Origin of the sequence: Nocardia sp., assembly GCF_025465275.1 — a bacterium.
Taxonomy (GTDB): Bacteria; Actinomycetota; Actinomycetes; order Mycobacteriales; family Mycobacteriaceae; genus Nocardia.
Genome location: NZ_JAODNK010000191.1, coordinates 1 through 15,572, shown reverse-complemented (window position 1 = coordinate 15,572; position 15,572 = coordinate 1). Strand labels below are relative to the sequence as shown.

Genomic DNA, 15,572 nt, shown 5'->3' with positions numbered 1-15,572 from the left:
GACACGCAGTGTGGTGCGCGCCATCCATTCTCTAACCAACCGCTCAGTACGAGATAGTTGCATTGGGCAAGTAGTCCTATCTATTACGAGTACTACTACTGCCGCGAGTACTACACGTCATCTCCGATCGGCCCGGCCCGAGCCATAGCGCGCACCGATCGCACACCCAGTGGACCGAGCGTCATTCGTCCTTCGACTGTGATCGTCACATCCCACTCGGCCACGGTGCACCCGACAATCCGCACTCCCATTCGGCGCGCAATCTCCTCGGCTCGCGCGCAACCGGCCGCGGTGCCACGGTCCAATCCGGCCGCTGCGGCCAGCGCGGCCAGGTCCGCCGCGGACTGCGCGCGGTGACGGCCCACCACCGCCACCCCGACCTGCGCCACCAGCACCGTGAGGGTCAGTAAAGCGAGCAACGCCACACATGCGACCACCGTCACTCCCCCTGCCTCGCCGCCCGAATCCCGAGCGCGGGCCGCGCCGGAACGATCACCTCCCCTCATCGCGGCTCGCCGGGTTCCCGCGCCGATACCGCCTCCGCGCGGAGGGTCAGCGGTAGCAGCGGCGACCGGACGCTCACCGAGGCCACCACCAACTCGCCGTCCGTGCGGACCGTGATCACGGCATGCGGGGGCGCCATGCGCTGTGCGGCGGGTACCGCCCTGGCGCCGTCACCGCGGGCCGCCAGACGGGCTGCCTCGCGCGCGGCATCAACACAGCGCACCTGTGCCGATACCGCGAGCAGTGCGCCGATGCAGAGGACCAGCACGGCGACCAGGGCTGCCAGCGCGATAGCGGCCTCGACGGTCGCCATGCCATGGTCACCGCCGCGACCAGGCGGCCGGCCCGGCGCGACGAGCGGGCCATCGCTCATCCGACCGAGGTCGTCAATGCCCTGTCGATGATCTTGGTCAGGGCATTGACGATGCTGTCGCCGGTCACCACCGCGTACAACACGGCCCCGAAGGCGGCCGCCGCAATGGTCCCGATGGCGTATTCGGCCGTACTCATGCCCTCCTCGCCGACCGCGACGAGGAGCAGTCGCTCTCGCAGGCCCCAGTTCAGGCTTCGCACCGAAGATCGCACGATCTCTCCTCTCCTCGCTCCGATGCGGCCGATCCGCATCGGCACAGTTGCCGTTCACAGCAGGCCTCCGCCCAGGACGTGGCCCGCCAGGCCGATCACCACCGGCACAATCCCCAGGCATACGAAGGCGGGTAGAAAGCAGAGGCCGAGGGGCCCGCCGATCAGGACACCGGCCCGTTCTGCCCGGGCGGCGGCCGCATCCTCCACCGCTCCCCTGCGCTGTTCGGCCAATTCGGTTACCGCCGAGGCCAACCCGGCACCGGAACGCGCCGACCGACGAGCCATTCGCGCCAGTGCCGCCATCCCGTCGTCGCCGCACCCGGCGGTGGCCTGCTCCCACGCCGTCACCGGATCCGCCCCCAGCGCAAGCAGGTCCGCTGCTCTCCGCAGTACGGAGGTCAGTGGTTCCGGCGCACCCGGCGCCACCGCGCCCGCCGCAGCCGCGGCGGGCAATCCTGCGCGCAGACAGGCCGCGAACAGATCCAAGGTCCCTGCAGCACCCAGCGGATCAGCCGCTGCCCGAACAGACTTCGCCCGTCTCTCGAGATCCGGGTGCCGCGCTCGCAGGCCGCGTAATCGCCGCGCCGCGGCAATACGGCCCGGCAACATCACCAGAGCCAGCGCGACGAGCAGCAGGGACCACGAAAGGCCGTTCATCGCAGCACCTTTACGGTGATGGCGTCGGTCCAGAGCAGACCGGCACAGGTCAGGGCCGCGCCGAGAGGCAGGAGGTAGGTGCCGGCCGGAGATAAGAAGAGGACGTGCACCGGAGCAGCTCCCATCAGTTGACCGAGCGCGATACCGAGCAGGGGTAGCAGGGCGAGCACAGCGGCGGTCGCCCGGGCACCCGCGAGCGCAGCTCGGGTGCGGTCACGGAAGCGCTTGCGGCCCAGCAGGTCCAGCCGAGTGGCCGTGAGCAACTCCGCGAGCGCCAGCCCGTGCCGATCGGCGACCTGCCAGGCTTCGGCAATGCGGGCCAGCTCCTGCGGGATCGCGGTCTCCGAACGACGAAAGGCCTCGGCCCCAGATCCCCCCAGACGACTGCGCGCGGCGCTCACCGCAAACGCGTGCGCCACCGGACCAACGGTCTCGTACGCGGCAACTTCCGCGGCCGCACTCGGATGCGCACCGATCCGCAGCTCGCCGATCACCGTCTCCAACCCCTCCAGCAGCTGCGCACTCTCCTCCCCTCTCATACGTTCCCGCCCCGCCCGCCGCCAGCGCAGTCCCAGCGTCCCCACAACCAAGATCGCGGCAAACAGCGGACCCACACCAATCACGAGCGCCACGGGCAAGCCCGCCACGACCGTCAGCCGACCCACCCCGCCCACCCGTGGTGTCCGAATCTTCTTCGCGCACCGAAACAGTCGAGCGAACCTGCGACGGCCCGCCGGATCCGGAACCACCACCAGCGCAAGCGCGAGACAGCCGAGTATCGAACCCCAGTGCCCGACAATCGAAGTCATCGGTCACCGCTCCCAGCCTGCTGCGGCGGATCCTCCCGCCGCGAGACACAACCACTCCGCCACCCACGACGTAGCCCTGGCGGCTGACTGTGACGCCACTGAAACAACTTGCCGCACCGCTGATCCCGACCGGAACACTGATCCTCGGCACAACAACCCGACGTCCTCACCACCGGCGCAGCCGGCCGAGGCTCCGGACCCGGCGACGCAGTCATCGATTGCTCCCCTCACTGAGCGGTCGGCCGCAGGTGGCGCCTATCGGACAAACACAGACCAGCCCGCTGGGCGAAGCGCTTGACCGACCCTGCTGACAGGGAGTGAAAACATGCAGCGTCAGTGAGTCATCGAGCTGTCCGCCATCGGGCCGAACCGGCAGCGGCGGGAGACCGTCATCGGGTCGTGCCTCCCCCGTGGCGGCGAGCGGACGGTGAGTCGCCTCCGCCGAAGCGGAGTCAGCTGGGAATTCGGCAGTCATCAAGGTGTCCTTTCGTCGAAGAGTGAGCACAGGCTGCGACCGACGCGGCGATCATCAGTCCTGGAATCAGGCGGTCGCTCGACTGTCTTCGCCAAAGCCATAGCAACTTCGGACGCAGCGACCATGAGATCTCCTCCAGCAAGGAGGCAGGTAGGGGGACTCGGCGGACGCGACGATCATCGAGTCGGCCCTCAGTCGTGGAAACAGGCGGCCGCTCAACTGCTTTCGCCGAGACAGTAGGAACTTCGGACGTGGCGACCGTGAGCCCTCCTTTCGTCATGGCGGCGGGTAGGGAGGCTGCGGCGAACGCGGCAGTCGCTGAACTGCCCGTTCGTCGAGAAGACGGACGAGCGAGACGGCGGCACACGTAGCGCCATCGGGTCGCCCTTCATCGAGGAGACCGGTGAGCGAGGCGGGGCAGAGGTCGCGCCATCGGGTCGCCTTTCGCCGGGGAGGTCGGTGAGCAAGGCGGCGGACGTCAGTGGTCATTGGGTTGTCCCTTCATCGAGGAGACCGGTGAGCGAGGCGGGGCGGAGGTCGCGCCATCGGGTCGCCTTTCGCCGGGGAGGTCGGTGAGCAAGGCGGCGGACGTCAGTGGTCATTGGGTTGTCCTTTCGTCGAGGAGCTCGGTCAGGGAGGAGGACGCGGGGGTGGGGCGGGGGTCGGCGGTCCAGGCGGGGGTGATGTGGACTCGGCCGGCGGTGGAGGTGACCAGACCTATTTCACGGAGGGTGCGGGAGCCGTCGGGGCGGCGGTGGACGTGCAGGACCACCTGGATGGCGGCGGCTAGTTGGCTGTGCAGCGCATCGCGGCTCATACCGCCGAGGGCGGCAAGGGCTTCGAGGCGGGCGGGGACTTCGCGGGGTGAGTTCGCGTGCACGGTGCCGGCGCCGCCATCGTGACCGGTGTTCAGTGCGGTCAGGAGGTCTGCGACTTCGGCGCCGCGCACTTCGCCTACGACTATTCGGTCGGGGCGCATGCGGAGGGCTTGGCGGACCAGGTCGCGGACCGTCACCTCGCCTGCGCCTTCGACATTGGCGGGGCGGGCGACCAGACGGACCACGTGCGGGTGGGGTGGGGCCAGTTCTGCGGCGTCCTCCACGCAGATGATGCGTTCGGCGGGGTCGACCTTGGCAAGCAGGCCGGAGAGCAGGGTGGTCTTGCCCGCACCGGTGCCTCCGACCACCAGGAAGGCGAGTCGGGCGCGAATTATGCGCTCCAGCAAGGCCTTCGCCTCGGCGGTGACCGCGCCTGCGGCGGCCAGCGCGTCCAAACCCTGCGACGCTGGGCGCAGCACGCGCAGTGAGAGGCAGGTGCCGCCGTGCGCGATGGGCGACAGCACCGCATGCAATCGGACCCCGAACGAATTACCCAGGGCCGCTTCCGTTCCGGTCAGCCGGCCGTCCACCCACGGTTGCGCGTCATCGAGCCGTCGCCCGGCCGACAGGGCCAGCCGCTGCGCCAGACGCCGCACCGCCGCCTCGTCGGGGAATCGCACCGGCGCCCGGCGCAGCCCGTGCCCCCGATCCACCCACACCGCATCCGGTGCGGTGACCAGCACATCGGCCACCTCCGGATCGTGCAGCAGCGGCTCCAGCACCCCCGCCCCGGTCATCTCCGTCTGCAGCAACCGAAGCGCTCGCAGCAGATCCGTATCCCCCAGCACCCCACCGGCTTCGGCCCGAATAGCCGCCGCCACCTGCGCCGGATCCGGATCGACAGCCCCCTCCGCCAGCCTCTCCCGCACCCGATCCAGCAGATCCGCCGTCACCAGCGCACTCATCGAGACACCCCCGTATACCCACTGATCGGCATACGCCGCGCCCGAGCCACCCGCGCACACCTGCCAACCGGCAACCGCCGCACCTGTGACCTACCAGCACGCTCCCCAATCGGCGACCGCCACACTTGCGGCCCACCTACGGGTGGCCCGACCGGCGACCGGCCGACCCGGGACCTACCGGCACGCGGCCGACTCGGCGACGGTGACACCGGCCCACCCGAACGCGGCCCGACAGACAAGCGCTGTGCCCAGAGCACATCCGCATGCTCGCCGCGCGGCAACCGCTGTTCCGGCTGCTGGCAGCGCATTCGGGGGCAATTCGCACGTTCTTCGACCGGCGATCGCCACACCCAGGACCCACCCGCACACTGCCCGACCAGCGACCACATCTCGGGCACATTCGCATGTCCGCCGCGCGAGAAGCGCTGTGTCCGAGGAACATTCATATACTGCCCGGACGGCGACCACATCCCGGGCAAGTTCGTACCTTCGCCGCGCGAGAAGCGCTGTGTCCGAGGAGTATTCACATGCTGCCCGGACGGCGCCCGCCGCGCTCGGCGGCCAGCCGAACACTCCCCGACCTGTGCACATGGCATCTGGGATGGACTCTGATGCACACCGACCGGCGGACGCTGCATGGGCGGTCGAGAGCAGCGGGGCATGTGGTCCGAGCGCTGGGCTGCTGGTGCGGGCGTCGTCCGGGTCATCGCCGCGTCCCGGTGAGGGTGGTTGGGCTGCTGATTCGCATGGGCCGCAGGGGGTCGGGGATGCGGGTGCGGTGTGGGCGCTGGGGGGTGAGTGGGCGAATTGGGGGGTTGGGGTTTGTGACCAGGGCTGTGAGGACGGCTTCGGCGGCGGTGCGGAGGGGGCCGCGGCGCGGGAGGGTGAGGGGGCCGCGTTCGAGAATTTGGGGGAGGGCGGGGTGGGGTGGGACTGCGGCGAGGAGGGGGAGAGCGAGGGTTTCGGAGATTTCTCGGGGGCGGAGGCCGCCTGGGGACGGGCCTCGGATGATCAAGCGCACGTTCGGGTTTCGGTGGGCGAGGTGGGCTGCTACCGATTCGGCGGCGGCGGTGGCGCGCAGGCGGGCGGGGGTGATGAGGACTATCAGGTCGGCGGCGGCGAGGAGGCGGTCGGTGTGCGGGCCGCGTTCGGTGGACAGGTCGCAGACCACCAGATCGCCGGCGGAGCGGCCCGCCTCGACTACTGCGTGCAGGGCGATGGGGCTGAGTTCTGTTGCGGCAGGACCTCTTCCGCAGGAGAGCACGGCTACGCCCGCGGCGGCGGGGAGGGCGTCGTGCAGGGCTGCGGCGGAGACGCGGCCGTCTTCGATGACCAAATCGGGCCAGCGCAGACCGGCGGTCTTCTCGAGCCCGAGCAGCAGATCGAGGCCGCCGCCGTGGGGGGCGGCATCCACCAGCAGCGTGTGATCGCGGAAGCGTTTGGCGGCGGCGAGGGCCACGGCGGTTGCCAGGGTGGACGCGCCCGCTCCGCCGACGGCGCCGACTACGGCGACCACCGCACCGTCGCCGCTGCCGCGCTGGTCGTGGGCGGCGAAGGCCGCGATCAGGGCATCCGCCTCGGCCGGCAGTGGAAGCACCTGCTCGGCACCGATTTCGGTGGCTGCCCGCCAGTCGAGCAAACCCGGCTCCCCGTCGGTCACCAGCAGAATTCCCCCGCGGCGGGGGGAGTCGGCGGATGCGCAGCTACGTGCGGCGGCGGAGTCGAGCACGATAACCGAGGCGGCGGTCCACGCATGGCGGCCGAGCGGCGGAGTGCGTTCGTCCAGCGGACGGTCGGCGGCAGCCGCGATGCGCCGGACCTCGTCTCGCAGTCTGTGATCCGACACCAGGGCGAGGGCTCGTAATGAAGCATCGACGTGAGAGTTCATGCAGGTCAGCGTCACCCAAATGAACGAGCGCCGAAAGAGCCTCAATAGCGATTGTGGATAACACGCGGCCTGTGGATAAAAGCCGGGTGATCCAGTGGGACATAACAGTCCATAGATAGAGGACGACCCCAGCCGGGGGGGGAGGAGGCTGGGGTCGTCGGGTTCAGCCCCGGGGGGTCGGGCTGAACGCTGCCTGGACTAAGTCCAGGCACCGCCAATACTACACCCAAGGCCTGGACCGTTTGCAAGTCCGCCGGGCGAGTCTTTTTCCGGCCGCCATCGGCCCCGCTTCCGACTGGCTAACTCCGGCAAACACCGCAAAATACCGCACCGAACGCACCGCGCCGCCCGCCCGGCGCCACCGAACCATAAGCTGGTCGCTGTGACAGCCGAGCGCGGACGAGTCGCCGCCTTCTTCGATCTCGACAAGACGGTGATCGCGAGGTCGAGTGCCTTCGTGTTCAGCAAGCCGTTCCTGGACCAGGGCCTGCTCAGCCGACGAGCAGTACTGGAGAGCAGCTATGCGCACTTCCTGTTCCTGCTCTCCGGCGCCGACCACGACCAGATGGAGCGCATGCGGGAGAACCTGACCCGCATGTGCGCGGGCTGGGATGTGGATCAGGTGCGCTCGATCGTCGCCGAGACCCTGCACGACATCGTGGACCCGCTCATCTACGCGGAGGCGGCGGATCTCATTGCCGACCACCGCATTCGGGGCCACGACGTGGTCATCGTGTCGGCCTCCGGCGAGGAGGTGGTCGCGCCGATCGCGGCCGCACTGGGCGCCGACCACTACGCCGCGACGCGCATGGTGGTCGAAAACAACAAGTACACAGGCGAAGTCGAGTTCTACTGCTACGGCGAGGGCAAGGTCGAGGCCATCGAAAGGCTTTCCGCCACACAGGGATACGACCTGTCGCGGTGTTATGCCTATTCCGATTCGGTGACCGACCTGCCGATGCTCAGCGTGGTCGGGCATCCCACCGCGGCGAATCCGGATCGCGGTCTGCGCAAGGAGGCGGTCGCCCGCGGCTGGCCGATCCTCACCTTCTCCAACCCGGTGTCGCTGTGGGCGCGCATTCCGCAACCGTCGACGACCACCGTGGCGGCCAGTGCCGTGGTCGCCTTGAGCGCGGTGGCCGCGGGCGCGGTGAGCTATCGGCTGCTTCGCCGGCGGCGATGAGATCGCACCCAGACACGCCCCAGCACAAACCTGCCGGACACGCGGGGTATTTGAAAGTTTCCCCACCACTTGATGTGAGAGCCGTCACAGGGTAACAATGGACGCACGGAAGTAAGGAAGGCCAAGATCGGAATCGGAAGAGAAGATTCGGTCTCCCGTCCCATCCTTCCCAGCACGGACACCAGGCACCCACGCGGAGCACGCCGCGAGAGGGCATGAGTGTTGTGGGCCTGCGTTATCTGCGGTCCGATCGGTAATGGCCTCGCAATTCCGCGGGGATGATCCGCATCGGAGCCCGGAGAGCTCGCCGAGGCCGAAACACAACCCGAGAAGCACGCTTGGTAACCAGGTGATCCGTGCTAGCGGGCGGTGAAGTCGCGACAGCGGCGACGCCGCCCGCATTGATGTGCGGGGGCTATCCGCCCGCCGCGTCCGCGATCGAACGAGCCTCGCGCGCGCCGTCTTCGAGTGCACCACAGGTGAAGAGCACCCAGCCGCCGACGCCGTCCGCGGTGCCCATGCCGAATCCGGCGGCCGCATCCAGGTAGGCCTGTCGCCGCCGTAGCCAGAAGACCTCGGGCACGCCGAGGCTGTGCGGGTCCAGCCCACTGGACACCGCGACCAGTCGCGAGGCCGCCCGTGCGACGATCCCGTCACCGGTGCCGAAGGGCCGCAGGGACAGCAGTTCGCCGTGCACGATGGCGGCGATGACGGGGGCGGGGGCTTTGCTGGTGAGTACGGTCTGCGCGAGCAGATCGAGTCGTTCGGCCACGCCCGGGACATTGCGCGGCCGGCCCAGCTGCTGTTCGTTCTCGACCATATCGGCGGCCGCCAGCAGATGCAGTCGCGCCAGCGCCTGCAGCGGCGCACGTTCCCACACCCCGACGAGGGTCCGCAGCGCGTCCCCGTCCAAGGCCTGTCCGACGCGCAGTGCCCCGGCGAGGATCGGGTCCTCGACATTTCCGTCCGCGGGCAGCTCGATGCTGCCGCCCTCGATGGCTGCCGACGAGCGCGCCGCCCGCACCGCGGCCTCGGCGGCAGTGGTCGGCCAGCCGCGCCGATTCGCTTGGTGGCGATGCACTCCGGCGAGCGCGTCCCGGGCCTTGTCTGCGGCTTCGCGCACACCGGGCAGTTCGACGAGTGGCTCCAGCGGATCGGTCACGAATGACCAGGTTACTGGCGGCCGATATGTGACCGGCCGCAGCCTCGGAGGTCGCGACCAGCCCTCGGCGGACTGCACTTGCCTGAGTGGATCAGCCTGCGAGGAGGTCGCGGCCGGGGATGGCTTCGAGGAGGCGCTGGGTGTACGGGGATTGCGGGTTGTCGAAGACCTCCGTGGCGGAGGCAGCTTCGACCACCGTGCCGTCCTGCATGACCAGGACGTTGTCGGCAATCTGGCGGACGACGGCCAGGTCGTGGGTGATGAACAGGTAGGACAGACCCATGTCGGCTTGGAGTTCGTTGAGTAGTTGCAGGATCTGTGCCTGCACCAGCACGTCGAGGGCGGAGACAGCCTCGTCGCAGACGACCAGTTCCGGGGACAGCGCCAGAGCGCGGGCGACAGCTACGCGCTGACGCTGGCCGCCGGACAGCTCGTTGGGGTAGCGACGCATGACCGAGGCCGGTAGCGAAACCTTGTCGAGGAGGTCGCGGACGGTGGCCTCGCGTTCCTTCGGGGTACCGATGTGGTGGGTGCGCAGCGGCTCCTCGATGGTGCGGTAGATCGAGTACATGGGGTCCAGGGACCCGTAGGGATCTTGGAACACTGGTTGAACGCGGCGGCGAAATGCGAAGGCGGCCTTACTGTCCAGGGTCGCGACTTCGCGGCCGTCGAAGGTGACCCGGCCCGCGGTCGGCGCGAGCAGTCCGAGAACCATTTGCGCCACAGTCGATTTGCCGGATCCGGACTCTCCGACAATGGCGGTGGTGGTGCCGCGGCGCAGCCGGAACGATACGTCGTCCACGGCGACGAGGTTCGTCGATTTCCACGGTGTGTCGCCCCGGATCTTGTACACCTTCGTGAGGTGCTCCGCGATCACCACATCGTCGGGCGCACTGGCGAATTCGGCGTCTGTCTCGGCTCGCTTCCCGGCCACCTGCACGGCCTGCTCACGCACCTCGGCGCGTTCGCGGACCGACGACAGCCGCTGCGAGGCCAGCGATGGCGCCGAGTTCACCAGCTTCTTGGTGTACAGGTGCTGGGGATCGTGCAGGATCTGTTGTGCCGGGCCGGATTCCACCACCTTGCCGCGATACATCACGACCAGGTGTTCGGCCCGCTCGGCGGCCAAACCCAGATCGTGGGTGATGAGCAGGACCGCGGTGCCCAGTTCGCCGGTGAGCACGTCGAGGTGGTCGAGGATCTGCCGCTGCACGGTGACATCCAGGGCGGAGGTCGGTTCGTCGGCGATGAGCAGTTTGGGCCGGCAGGAGAGCCCGATGGCGATGAGCGCACGCTGGCGCATGCCACCGGAGAATTCGTGCGGGTACTGATTGACCCGCCGTTCGGCATCGGGCATGCCCGCCTCGGTCAGCAGCTCGATCGACCGCTGCTTCGCCGCCTTGCCCTTGACTATCCCGTTGGCCTCCAAGGTTTCCCGGATCTGGAACCCGACCTTCCACACGGGGTTCAGATTCGACATGGGGTCCTGCGGTACGAATCCGATGCCGCGGCCGCGCACCCCGACGATTTCGCGCTTGGAGGCCTTGGTCAGATCCTTGCCGTCGAATGTGATGGAGCCGGCGGTGATCTCGCCGGTGCCGGGCAGCAGGTCGATGATCGCGTGCGCGGTCGTCGACTTGCCCGATCCGGATTCGCCGACGATGGCGACCGTCTGCCCCGGATACACCGACAGGCTCACCCCCCGCACCGCCGGAATCCGCTTGCCCTCCGAGGTGAAGCAGACATTCAGGTCGTGGACCTCGAGCAGTGGTTTGTCCATGGTCGTCACCTCTTCCGGGCCTTGGGGTCCAGTGCGTCGCGCACCGCGTCGCCGAGCATGATGAAGCTGAGCACCGTGAGCGCCAGCGCGGTGGCCGGGTAGAACAGGATGGCCGAGGTGCGGATCTCCTTCTGGTTCGCGGCGATATCCGAACCCCAGGACACGATCTGGCGCGACAGCCCGACACCGAGGTAGGACAGCGTCGCTTCGGTGACGATGAAAACACCCAGCGAGATGGTGCTGACCACGATCAGCGGGCTGACCGCGTTCGGCAGCACGTGGCGCAGCAGCGTCCGGAATCTGGACACGCCCAAGGCCTTTGCCGCCGTGACATATTCGGTATTGCGGGCCTGAATCACCGCACCTCGCGCGATGCGTGCCGCCTGCGGCCAGCTGAACGAGGCCAGTGTCAGCATGACCGTGAACACGGTGCGGGTGGCGAGCAGCTGCATGAGCACGATCGCGGCCAGCGTCAGCGGCAGCGCGAAGAAGATCTCCGCGATGCGCGAGATCACCGCATCCAGCAGGCCGCCGTAATATCCGGCGAGGGCGCCGAGCGTGCCGCCGATCAGCACGAACAGCACGGTCGCGCCGAGTCCGGTCTCCACCGACGCCCGCGCGCCATAGAGGGTCCGGGCGTAGATGTCGCAGCCCTGCTTGTCGAAGCCGAACGGATGGCCGTCGGCCGGGGGGTGCATGCTGAAATCGCCGCTGCAGTAGCGCGGATCCACGCTGGTGAACAGCTGCGGCCAGACCGCGACCAGCAGGACGAACAGGATCAGCAGCGCCGCCACGAGGAAGATCGGATTGCGCCGCAGTTGTTTCCACGCCTCGAGCCATACGCTGGTCGGCGCCGCGGTTTCGTCCAGCCGGTCGGTGGCCAGCACCTCCACCTCGTCCGGTGGCGCGACGAAATGCTCTTGGCCGGGCCGGATCTCCCGTATCCCGGTCTGTCGGTCAGGCATAGCGGATCCTCGGATCGAGTGCGGCATAGAGCAGGTCGACGATCAGATTGGTCAGCAACAGGATGATGATCAACACGGTCACGAAGGCCACCACCGTGGGCGGTTCGCCGCGGGTGATCGCCTGGTAGAGCGTCCCGCCCACGCCCGGAATATTGAAGATGCCTTCGGTGACGACCGCTCCGCCCATCAGGAAGCCGAGGTCGGTGCCGACGAAGGTGATCACCGGGATGAGCGAGTTGCGCAGGATGTGCACCACGATCACCCGCCGCCGGCTCAGGCCCTTGGCGGTCGCGGTGCGCACGTAGTCGGCGGACATGTTCTCCGCCACCGAGTTCCGGGTCAGCCGCAGCACGTAGGCGAACGACAGCGATCCCAGCACGAACGCCGGTACCAGCAGGTCGGAGAAGCTCGCCTTCGCGCCGACGGTCACCGGCGCGATACCCCATTTGACGCCGAGCAGGTACTGCGCCAGAAAGCCGACCACGAAGATCGGCACCGCGATGATGATGAGGCTGAGCACCAGCATGGTGGAATCGAACAGCTTGCCCTTGCGCAGCCCGGCGATCAGGCCGAAGACTACGCCGAAGACGAACTCGATGCCGACGGCCATGACGGCCAGCCGGAAAGTGATCGGGAAGGCACGGACCAGTTCGTCGCGCACCGGCCGACCGGAGAACGAGGTCCCGAAGTCCAGCGTGACAATGCCTTTCAGGAATTCTAGGTACTGCACGAAGAACGGCTGATCCAGGTGGTAGCGCGCCCGCAGCGATGCCTCCACGGCCGGGGTCATCTGCTTTTGCCCGGCGAGCGCCTGGATCGGATCGCCGGGGATCAGGAAGACCATCGCGTAAATGAGCAGCGTCGCTCCGAGGAAGACCGGAATCATCTGAAGCAGCCGCCGCACGACATACCAAGCCATGTTTCACTCCAATGAGCAGCGGGGGTCGCGCGCAATCGGCTCGCCGCGTACGGCTTTCGCGCGCGACCCCCAGGTGGCGGTTACTTCTCGATGTTCTCGAAGTCGAACAGACCCGACCAGGTGACCACGGCATTCTTGACCCTGTCCGAGCGCCCGGCCGCGACGTCGTAGTCGAAGATCGGGATATCGGGCAGGTCCTTGAACAGCACCGTCTGCGCCTGAGCCAGGATGTCGTAGGCGGCTTCCGGGGTGGCGGCCGCCTGGGCCTGGGTCAGCAGTCGATCGAATTCCGGGTTGGTGTACTGCGTGTTGTTGGACCCGGATCCGGTGTAGTAGAGCTGGGTCAGGAATTCGAACATCGACGGGTAGTCGCCCTGCCAGCCGTACCGGAACGCCTTACCGATGGTCTTATTGTTGATCTCGTCACGGATGCTCTTGAACGTCGGGTACGGCACGCCGACCGAGTCGATGCCGAGCGTGTTCTTGACGCTGTTGGCCACCGCTTCGATCCAGGCCTGATGTCCACCGTCGGCGTTGTAGCTGATCTGGAAGTTGCCCGACCACGGCGAGAGCGCATTCGCCTGCGCCCATAGCTTTTTGGCCTCGTCCGGGTTGAACTTCAACACCTCGGAACCGGGCAGGCCGCCGCGGAAGCCGGGCAGGGTGAACGCCGTGAAGTCCTGGCAGGCCACACGGGTGCCGTGGAAGATGTTGTCCGCGATCTGATCCCGGTTGATGGCCATCGAAATCGCCTTACGCCGCAGCACGCCTTCCGCACCGCCGAAGTGCGCCACTGTCGGCTGGATGCCGATGTGCTGGCTGTAGGCGATCGGGTGCTGGATGGCGCGGTCGCCGAGATCCTGCTTGTAGGTGGCCAGTGCGCTGTCCGGAATGATGTCGAGCGCGTCGAGGTTGCCCGCCTGCAGATCAGCGTAGGCGGTGTCGTAGGACTGATACATCACGAACCGCAGGCCCTTGTTCTTGGCCGGACGGCCGCCGTGATAGTCCGCATTGGGCAGCACCTCGATCTTGACGTTGTGCTCCCAGTCCGAGAACTTGTAGGGGCCGTTGCCGATCGGGTGTTCGCCGAATCCCTTGGTGTCCTTGAAGAAAGCGTCCGGCATCGGATAGAACGGCGCGTAACCGAGCTCCAGCTCGAAGTCGATCGAGGGCTCTTTCAGATCGATGGTGAAGGTGTGGTCGTCGAGTACCTTCAGCCCCGATAGCGTCTGCGCCTTGGGCGGATCTGCCGAAACATCGTCGTAGCCTGCGATTTCCGCGAAGGCCGCGTTCTGCAACTGCCCGTTGGTACCGAGGGCGCCGTAGTTCCAGGCATCGACGAACGACTTCGCCGTCACCGCAGTGCCATCGGTGAACTTCCAGTCCTTCAGCGTGATCTTGTAATGCTGCCGGTCGGTGGTGTCGATCGATTGCGCCACTTCGTTATACGCCTTGCCGCTGGCGTCGTAGTACTTCAGCCCGGCCCACAGCCGGTCCACAACACGGCCACCCATGTTCTCGTTGACATCGGTGGGCACCAACGGTTTCTGCGGTTCACCGCCATTGACCGTAACGAGGTCGGTGCTGTCACCGCCGCCGGAAGAGCAGCCGGTCAGTGCGAGGCTGGTAGCCAATAGAGCGGCCGCGGCCAGCGCGGTCATCGTCTTGATTCTCAACGCGTATCTCCCGAGTCCAGGAAAAGCGAAGGAGGGACAGCGGTGCACGCCGGGGTCCGCCAGCGACATCGATGACCCGCCTTGGGTAAATCGGACACTAACGACCCGGAACGGTCTTGTCAGCGGTTCGAAACGGGATTGTTCGCTGTGTTAGCAATCCGGCAACATGACCGACCCAAACAGGGGTTCGGACGTGACACAGTGCACAACCCCGCGCGAGGGTGGTTCACGGTTCGGTCATACGCGGACTGGGAACGTTCCCGGCGTGGCCCCACCGATCGGGACAGCCGAACGCGGCCCAGGTCACAGTCGGTTAGGGTCGAACGTGGCCGCGGTCACCCCGTGACCTGTACGCGCGAGAGAAGAAGAGAGAGATGACCGAAACCACCGCCGACCATCCGGATGCGTATCCACCGAGCGCTGACTTCGCCGCGTCCGCGAACGCCGACGCCTCTCTTTATGCTCGAGCCGAAGCCGATCGCGAGGGCTTCTGGGCCGAGCAGGCGCAGCGACTGCACTGGGAACAGCCGTGGACCCGCGTGCTGGACTGGGACGACGCGCCCTTCGCCCGCTGGTTCACAGGCGGCAAGCTGAATGTCGCCTACAACTGCGTCGACCGGCACGTCCTGGATGGGTACGGCGACCAGGTCGCCATCCACTGGGAAGGCGAGCCCGGCGATTCCCGCGACCTCACCTACGCCGACCTGCTGGCCGAGGTGTCCCGCGCCGCCAACTACCTGACCTCGCTGGGCCTGGTAGCCGGTGACCGCGTCGCCATCTACATGCCGATGGTCCCCGAGGCCATCGTGTCCATGCTGGCCTGCGCCCGCCTGGGCCTGACCCATTCGGTGGTCTTCGCCGGCTTCTCCCCCACCGCACTGCGCCAGCGCGCCGACGACGCCGCGGCCCGGCTGATCATCACCACCGACGGCCAGTGGCGGCGCGGTAAGCCCGCCCCGCTCAAGGACGCCGTGGACGCGGCTCTCGCAGGCGGTGATTCGAGCGTCGAGCACGTGCTGGTCGTGAACCGCACCGGCATCGACACCCCGATGGTGGCGGGCCGGGATCTGTGGTGGCACGAGACCGTCGCGCACGCCTCACCCGAGCACGAGGCCCAGGCCTTCGATGCCGAGCACCCGCTGTTCATCCTCTACACCTCCGGCACCACCGGCAAACCCAAGGGCAT

Annotated in this window: 14 protein-coding genes; 2 read left to right on the top strand and 12 right to left on the bottom strand. The window is 67.6% G+C overall.

Annotated features, from left to right (window positions below):
- Nucleotides 1–110: 110 nt before the first annotated feature.
- The 7 genes from JWN03_RS39110 to ssd all read right to left on the bottom strand — a co-directional run bounded on the left by JWN03_RS39110 (nucleotide 111) and on the right by ssd (nucleotide 6,701).
- Nucleotides 111–506 (bottom strand): Rv3654c family TadE-like protein, encoded by a 396-nt coding sequence (locus JWN03_RS39110; RefSeq protein ID WP_297626425.1) that lies wholly within the window; start codon nucleotides 504–506, stop codon nucleotides 111–113.
- A complete protein-coding gene (locus JWN03_RS39105) occupies nucleotides 503–817 on the bottom strand; it encodes a TadE family type IV pilus minor pilin (protein ID WP_297626422.1) in 315 nt (104 codons plus the stop codon). Before JWN03_RS39105 ends, JWN03_RS39110 begins: the two co-directional genes overlap by 4 nt.
- A 56-nt stretch (nucleotides 818–873) precedes the next feature.
- A complete protein-coding gene (locus tag JWN03_RS39100; RefSeq protein WP_441343142.1) occupies nucleotides 874–1,077 on the bottom strand; it encodes a DUF4244 domain-containing protein in 204 nt (67 codons plus the stop codon).
- 66 nt (nucleotides 1,078–1,143) lie between these two features.
- The gene (locus JWN03_RS39095) at nucleotides 1,144–1,746 is read right to left on the bottom strand and encodes a type II secretion system F family protein (RefSeq protein WP_297626416.1); all 603 of its coding nucleotides are present in this window, start codon (nucleotides 1,744–1,746) and stop codon (nucleotides 1,144–1,146) included.
- Entirely contained in the window at nucleotides 1,743–2,555 is an 813-nt protein-coding gene (locus JWN03_RS39090; RefSeq protein WP_297626413.1) for a type II secretion system F family protein, read from the bottom strand. Before JWN03_RS39090 ends, JWN03_RS39095 begins: the two co-directional genes overlap by 4 nt.
- 1,073 nt (nucleotides 2,556–3,628) lie before the next feature.
- Nucleotides 3,629–4,813 carry a TadA family conjugal transfer-associated ATPase gene (locus JWN03_RS39085; protein WP_297626410.1) on the bottom strand — a complete coding sequence of 395 codons (1,185 nt, stop codon included), beginning with the start codon at nucleotides 4,811–4,813 and terminating at the stop codon, nucleotides 3,629–3,631.
- Between the two features lie 703 nt (nucleotides 4,814–5,516).
- Entirely contained in the window at nucleotides 5,517–6,701 is a 1,185-nt protein-coding gene (gene ssd / locus JWN03_RS39080) for a septum site-determining protein Ssd (protein ID WP_297626406.1), read from the bottom strand.
- A gap of 382 nt (nucleotides 6,702–7,083) precedes the next feature.
- Between ssd and JWN03_RS39075 the strand changes: the two genes are divergently transcribed.
- Nucleotides 7,084–7,884: an HAD family hydrolase gene (locus JWN03_RS39075; RefSeq protein WP_297626405.1), complete on the top strand. Its 801-nt coding sequence runs from the start codon at nucleotides 7,084–7,086 to the stop codon at nucleotides 7,882–7,884.
- Between the two features lie 415 nt (nucleotides 7,885–8,299).
- On the opposite strand, the gene JWN03_RS39070 is transcribed toward JWN03_RS39075, so the two are convergent.
- The 5 genes from JWN03_RS39070 to JWN03_RS39050 form a co-directional block, all read right to left on the bottom strand.
- Nucleotides 8,300–9,046, bottom strand: a complete 747-nt coding sequence (locus JWN03_RS39070) for an oxidoreductase (protein ID WP_297626402.1) — start codon at nucleotides 9,044–9,046, stop codon at nucleotides 8,300–8,302.
- A 91-nt stretch (nucleotides 9,047–9,137) separates the two neighbouring features.
- A complete protein-coding gene (locus JWN03_RS39065; protein ID WP_297626399.1) occupies nucleotides 9,138–10,826 on the bottom strand; it encodes a dipeptide ABC transporter ATP-binding protein in 1,689 nt (562 codons plus the stop codon).
- A gap of 5 nt (nucleotides 10,827–10,831) precedes the next feature.
- Nucleotides 10,832–11,791: an ABC transporter permease gene (locus JWN03_RS39060; RefSeq protein WP_297626396.1), complete on the bottom strand. Its 960-nt coding sequence runs from the start codon at nucleotides 11,789–11,791 to the stop codon at nucleotides 10,832–10,834.
- Nucleotides 11,784–12,710 carry an ABC transporter permease gene (locus JWN03_RS39055; protein WP_297626393.1) on the bottom strand — a complete coding sequence of 309 codons (927 nt, stop codon included), beginning with the start codon at nucleotides 12,708–12,710 and terminating at the stop codon, nucleotides 11,784–11,786. Before JWN03_RS39055 ends, JWN03_RS39060 begins: the two co-directional genes overlap by 8 nt.
- An 80-nt stretch (nucleotides 12,711–12,790) precedes the next feature.
- Nucleotides 12,791–14,371, bottom strand: coding sequence for a peptide ABC transporter substrate-binding protein (locus JWN03_RS39050; protein ID WP_297626390.1), 1,581 nt, complete (start codon nucleotides 14,369–14,371; stop codon nucleotides 12,791–12,793).
- Between the two features lie 389 nt (nucleotides 14,372–14,760).
- Between JWN03_RS39050 and JWN03_RS39045 the strand changes: the two genes are divergently transcribed.
- Nucleotides 14,761–15,572 (top strand): AMP-binding protein (locus JWN03_RS39045; RefSeq protein WP_297626387.1); only part of this gene is annotated, 812 nt, incomplete at its 3' end.

Bases quoted from the DNA above. Each gene is read 5' to 3' on its own strand.
- JWN03_RS39110 (WP_297626425.1), bottom strand. From the start codon at position 506: ATGAGGGGAGGTGATCGTTCCGGCGCGGCCCGCGCTCGGGATTCGGGC.
- JWN03_RS39105 (WP_297626422.1), bottom strand. From the start codon at position 817: ATGGCGACCGTCGAGGCCGCTATCGCGCTGGCAGCCCTGGTCGCCGTG.
- JWN03_RS39095 (WP_297626416.1), bottom strand. From the start codon at position 1,746: ATGAACGGCCTTTCGTGGTCCCTGCTGCTCGTCGCGCTGGCTCTGGTG.
- JWN03_RS39090 (WP_297626413.1), bottom strand. From the start codon at position 2,555: ATGACTTCGATTGTCGGGCACTGGGGTTCGATACTCGGCTGTCTCGCG.
- JWN03_RS39085 (WP_297626410.1), bottom strand. From the start codon at position 4,813: ATGAGTGCGCTGGTGACGGCGGATCTGCTGGATCGGGTGCGGGAGAGG.
- ssd (WP_297626406.1), bottom strand. From the start codon at position 6,701: ATGAACTCTCACGTCGATGCTTCATTACGAGCCCTCGCCCTGGTGTCG.
- JWN03_RS39065 (WP_297626399.1), bottom strand. From the start codon at position 10,826: ATGGACAAACCACTGCTCGAGGTCCACGACCTGAATGTCTGCTTCACC.
- JWN03_RS39060 (WP_297626396.1), bottom strand. From the start codon at position 11,791: ATGCCTGACCGACAGACCGGGATACGGGAGATCCGGCCCGGCCAAGAG.
- JWN03_RS39055 (WP_297626393.1), bottom strand. From the start codon at position 12,710: ATGGCTTGGTATGTCGTGCGGCGGCTGCTTCAGATGATTCCGGTCTTC.
- JWN03_RS39050 (WP_297626390.1), bottom strand. From the start codon at position 14,371: ATGACCGCGCTGGCCGCGGCCGCTCTATTGGCTACCAGCCTCGCACTG.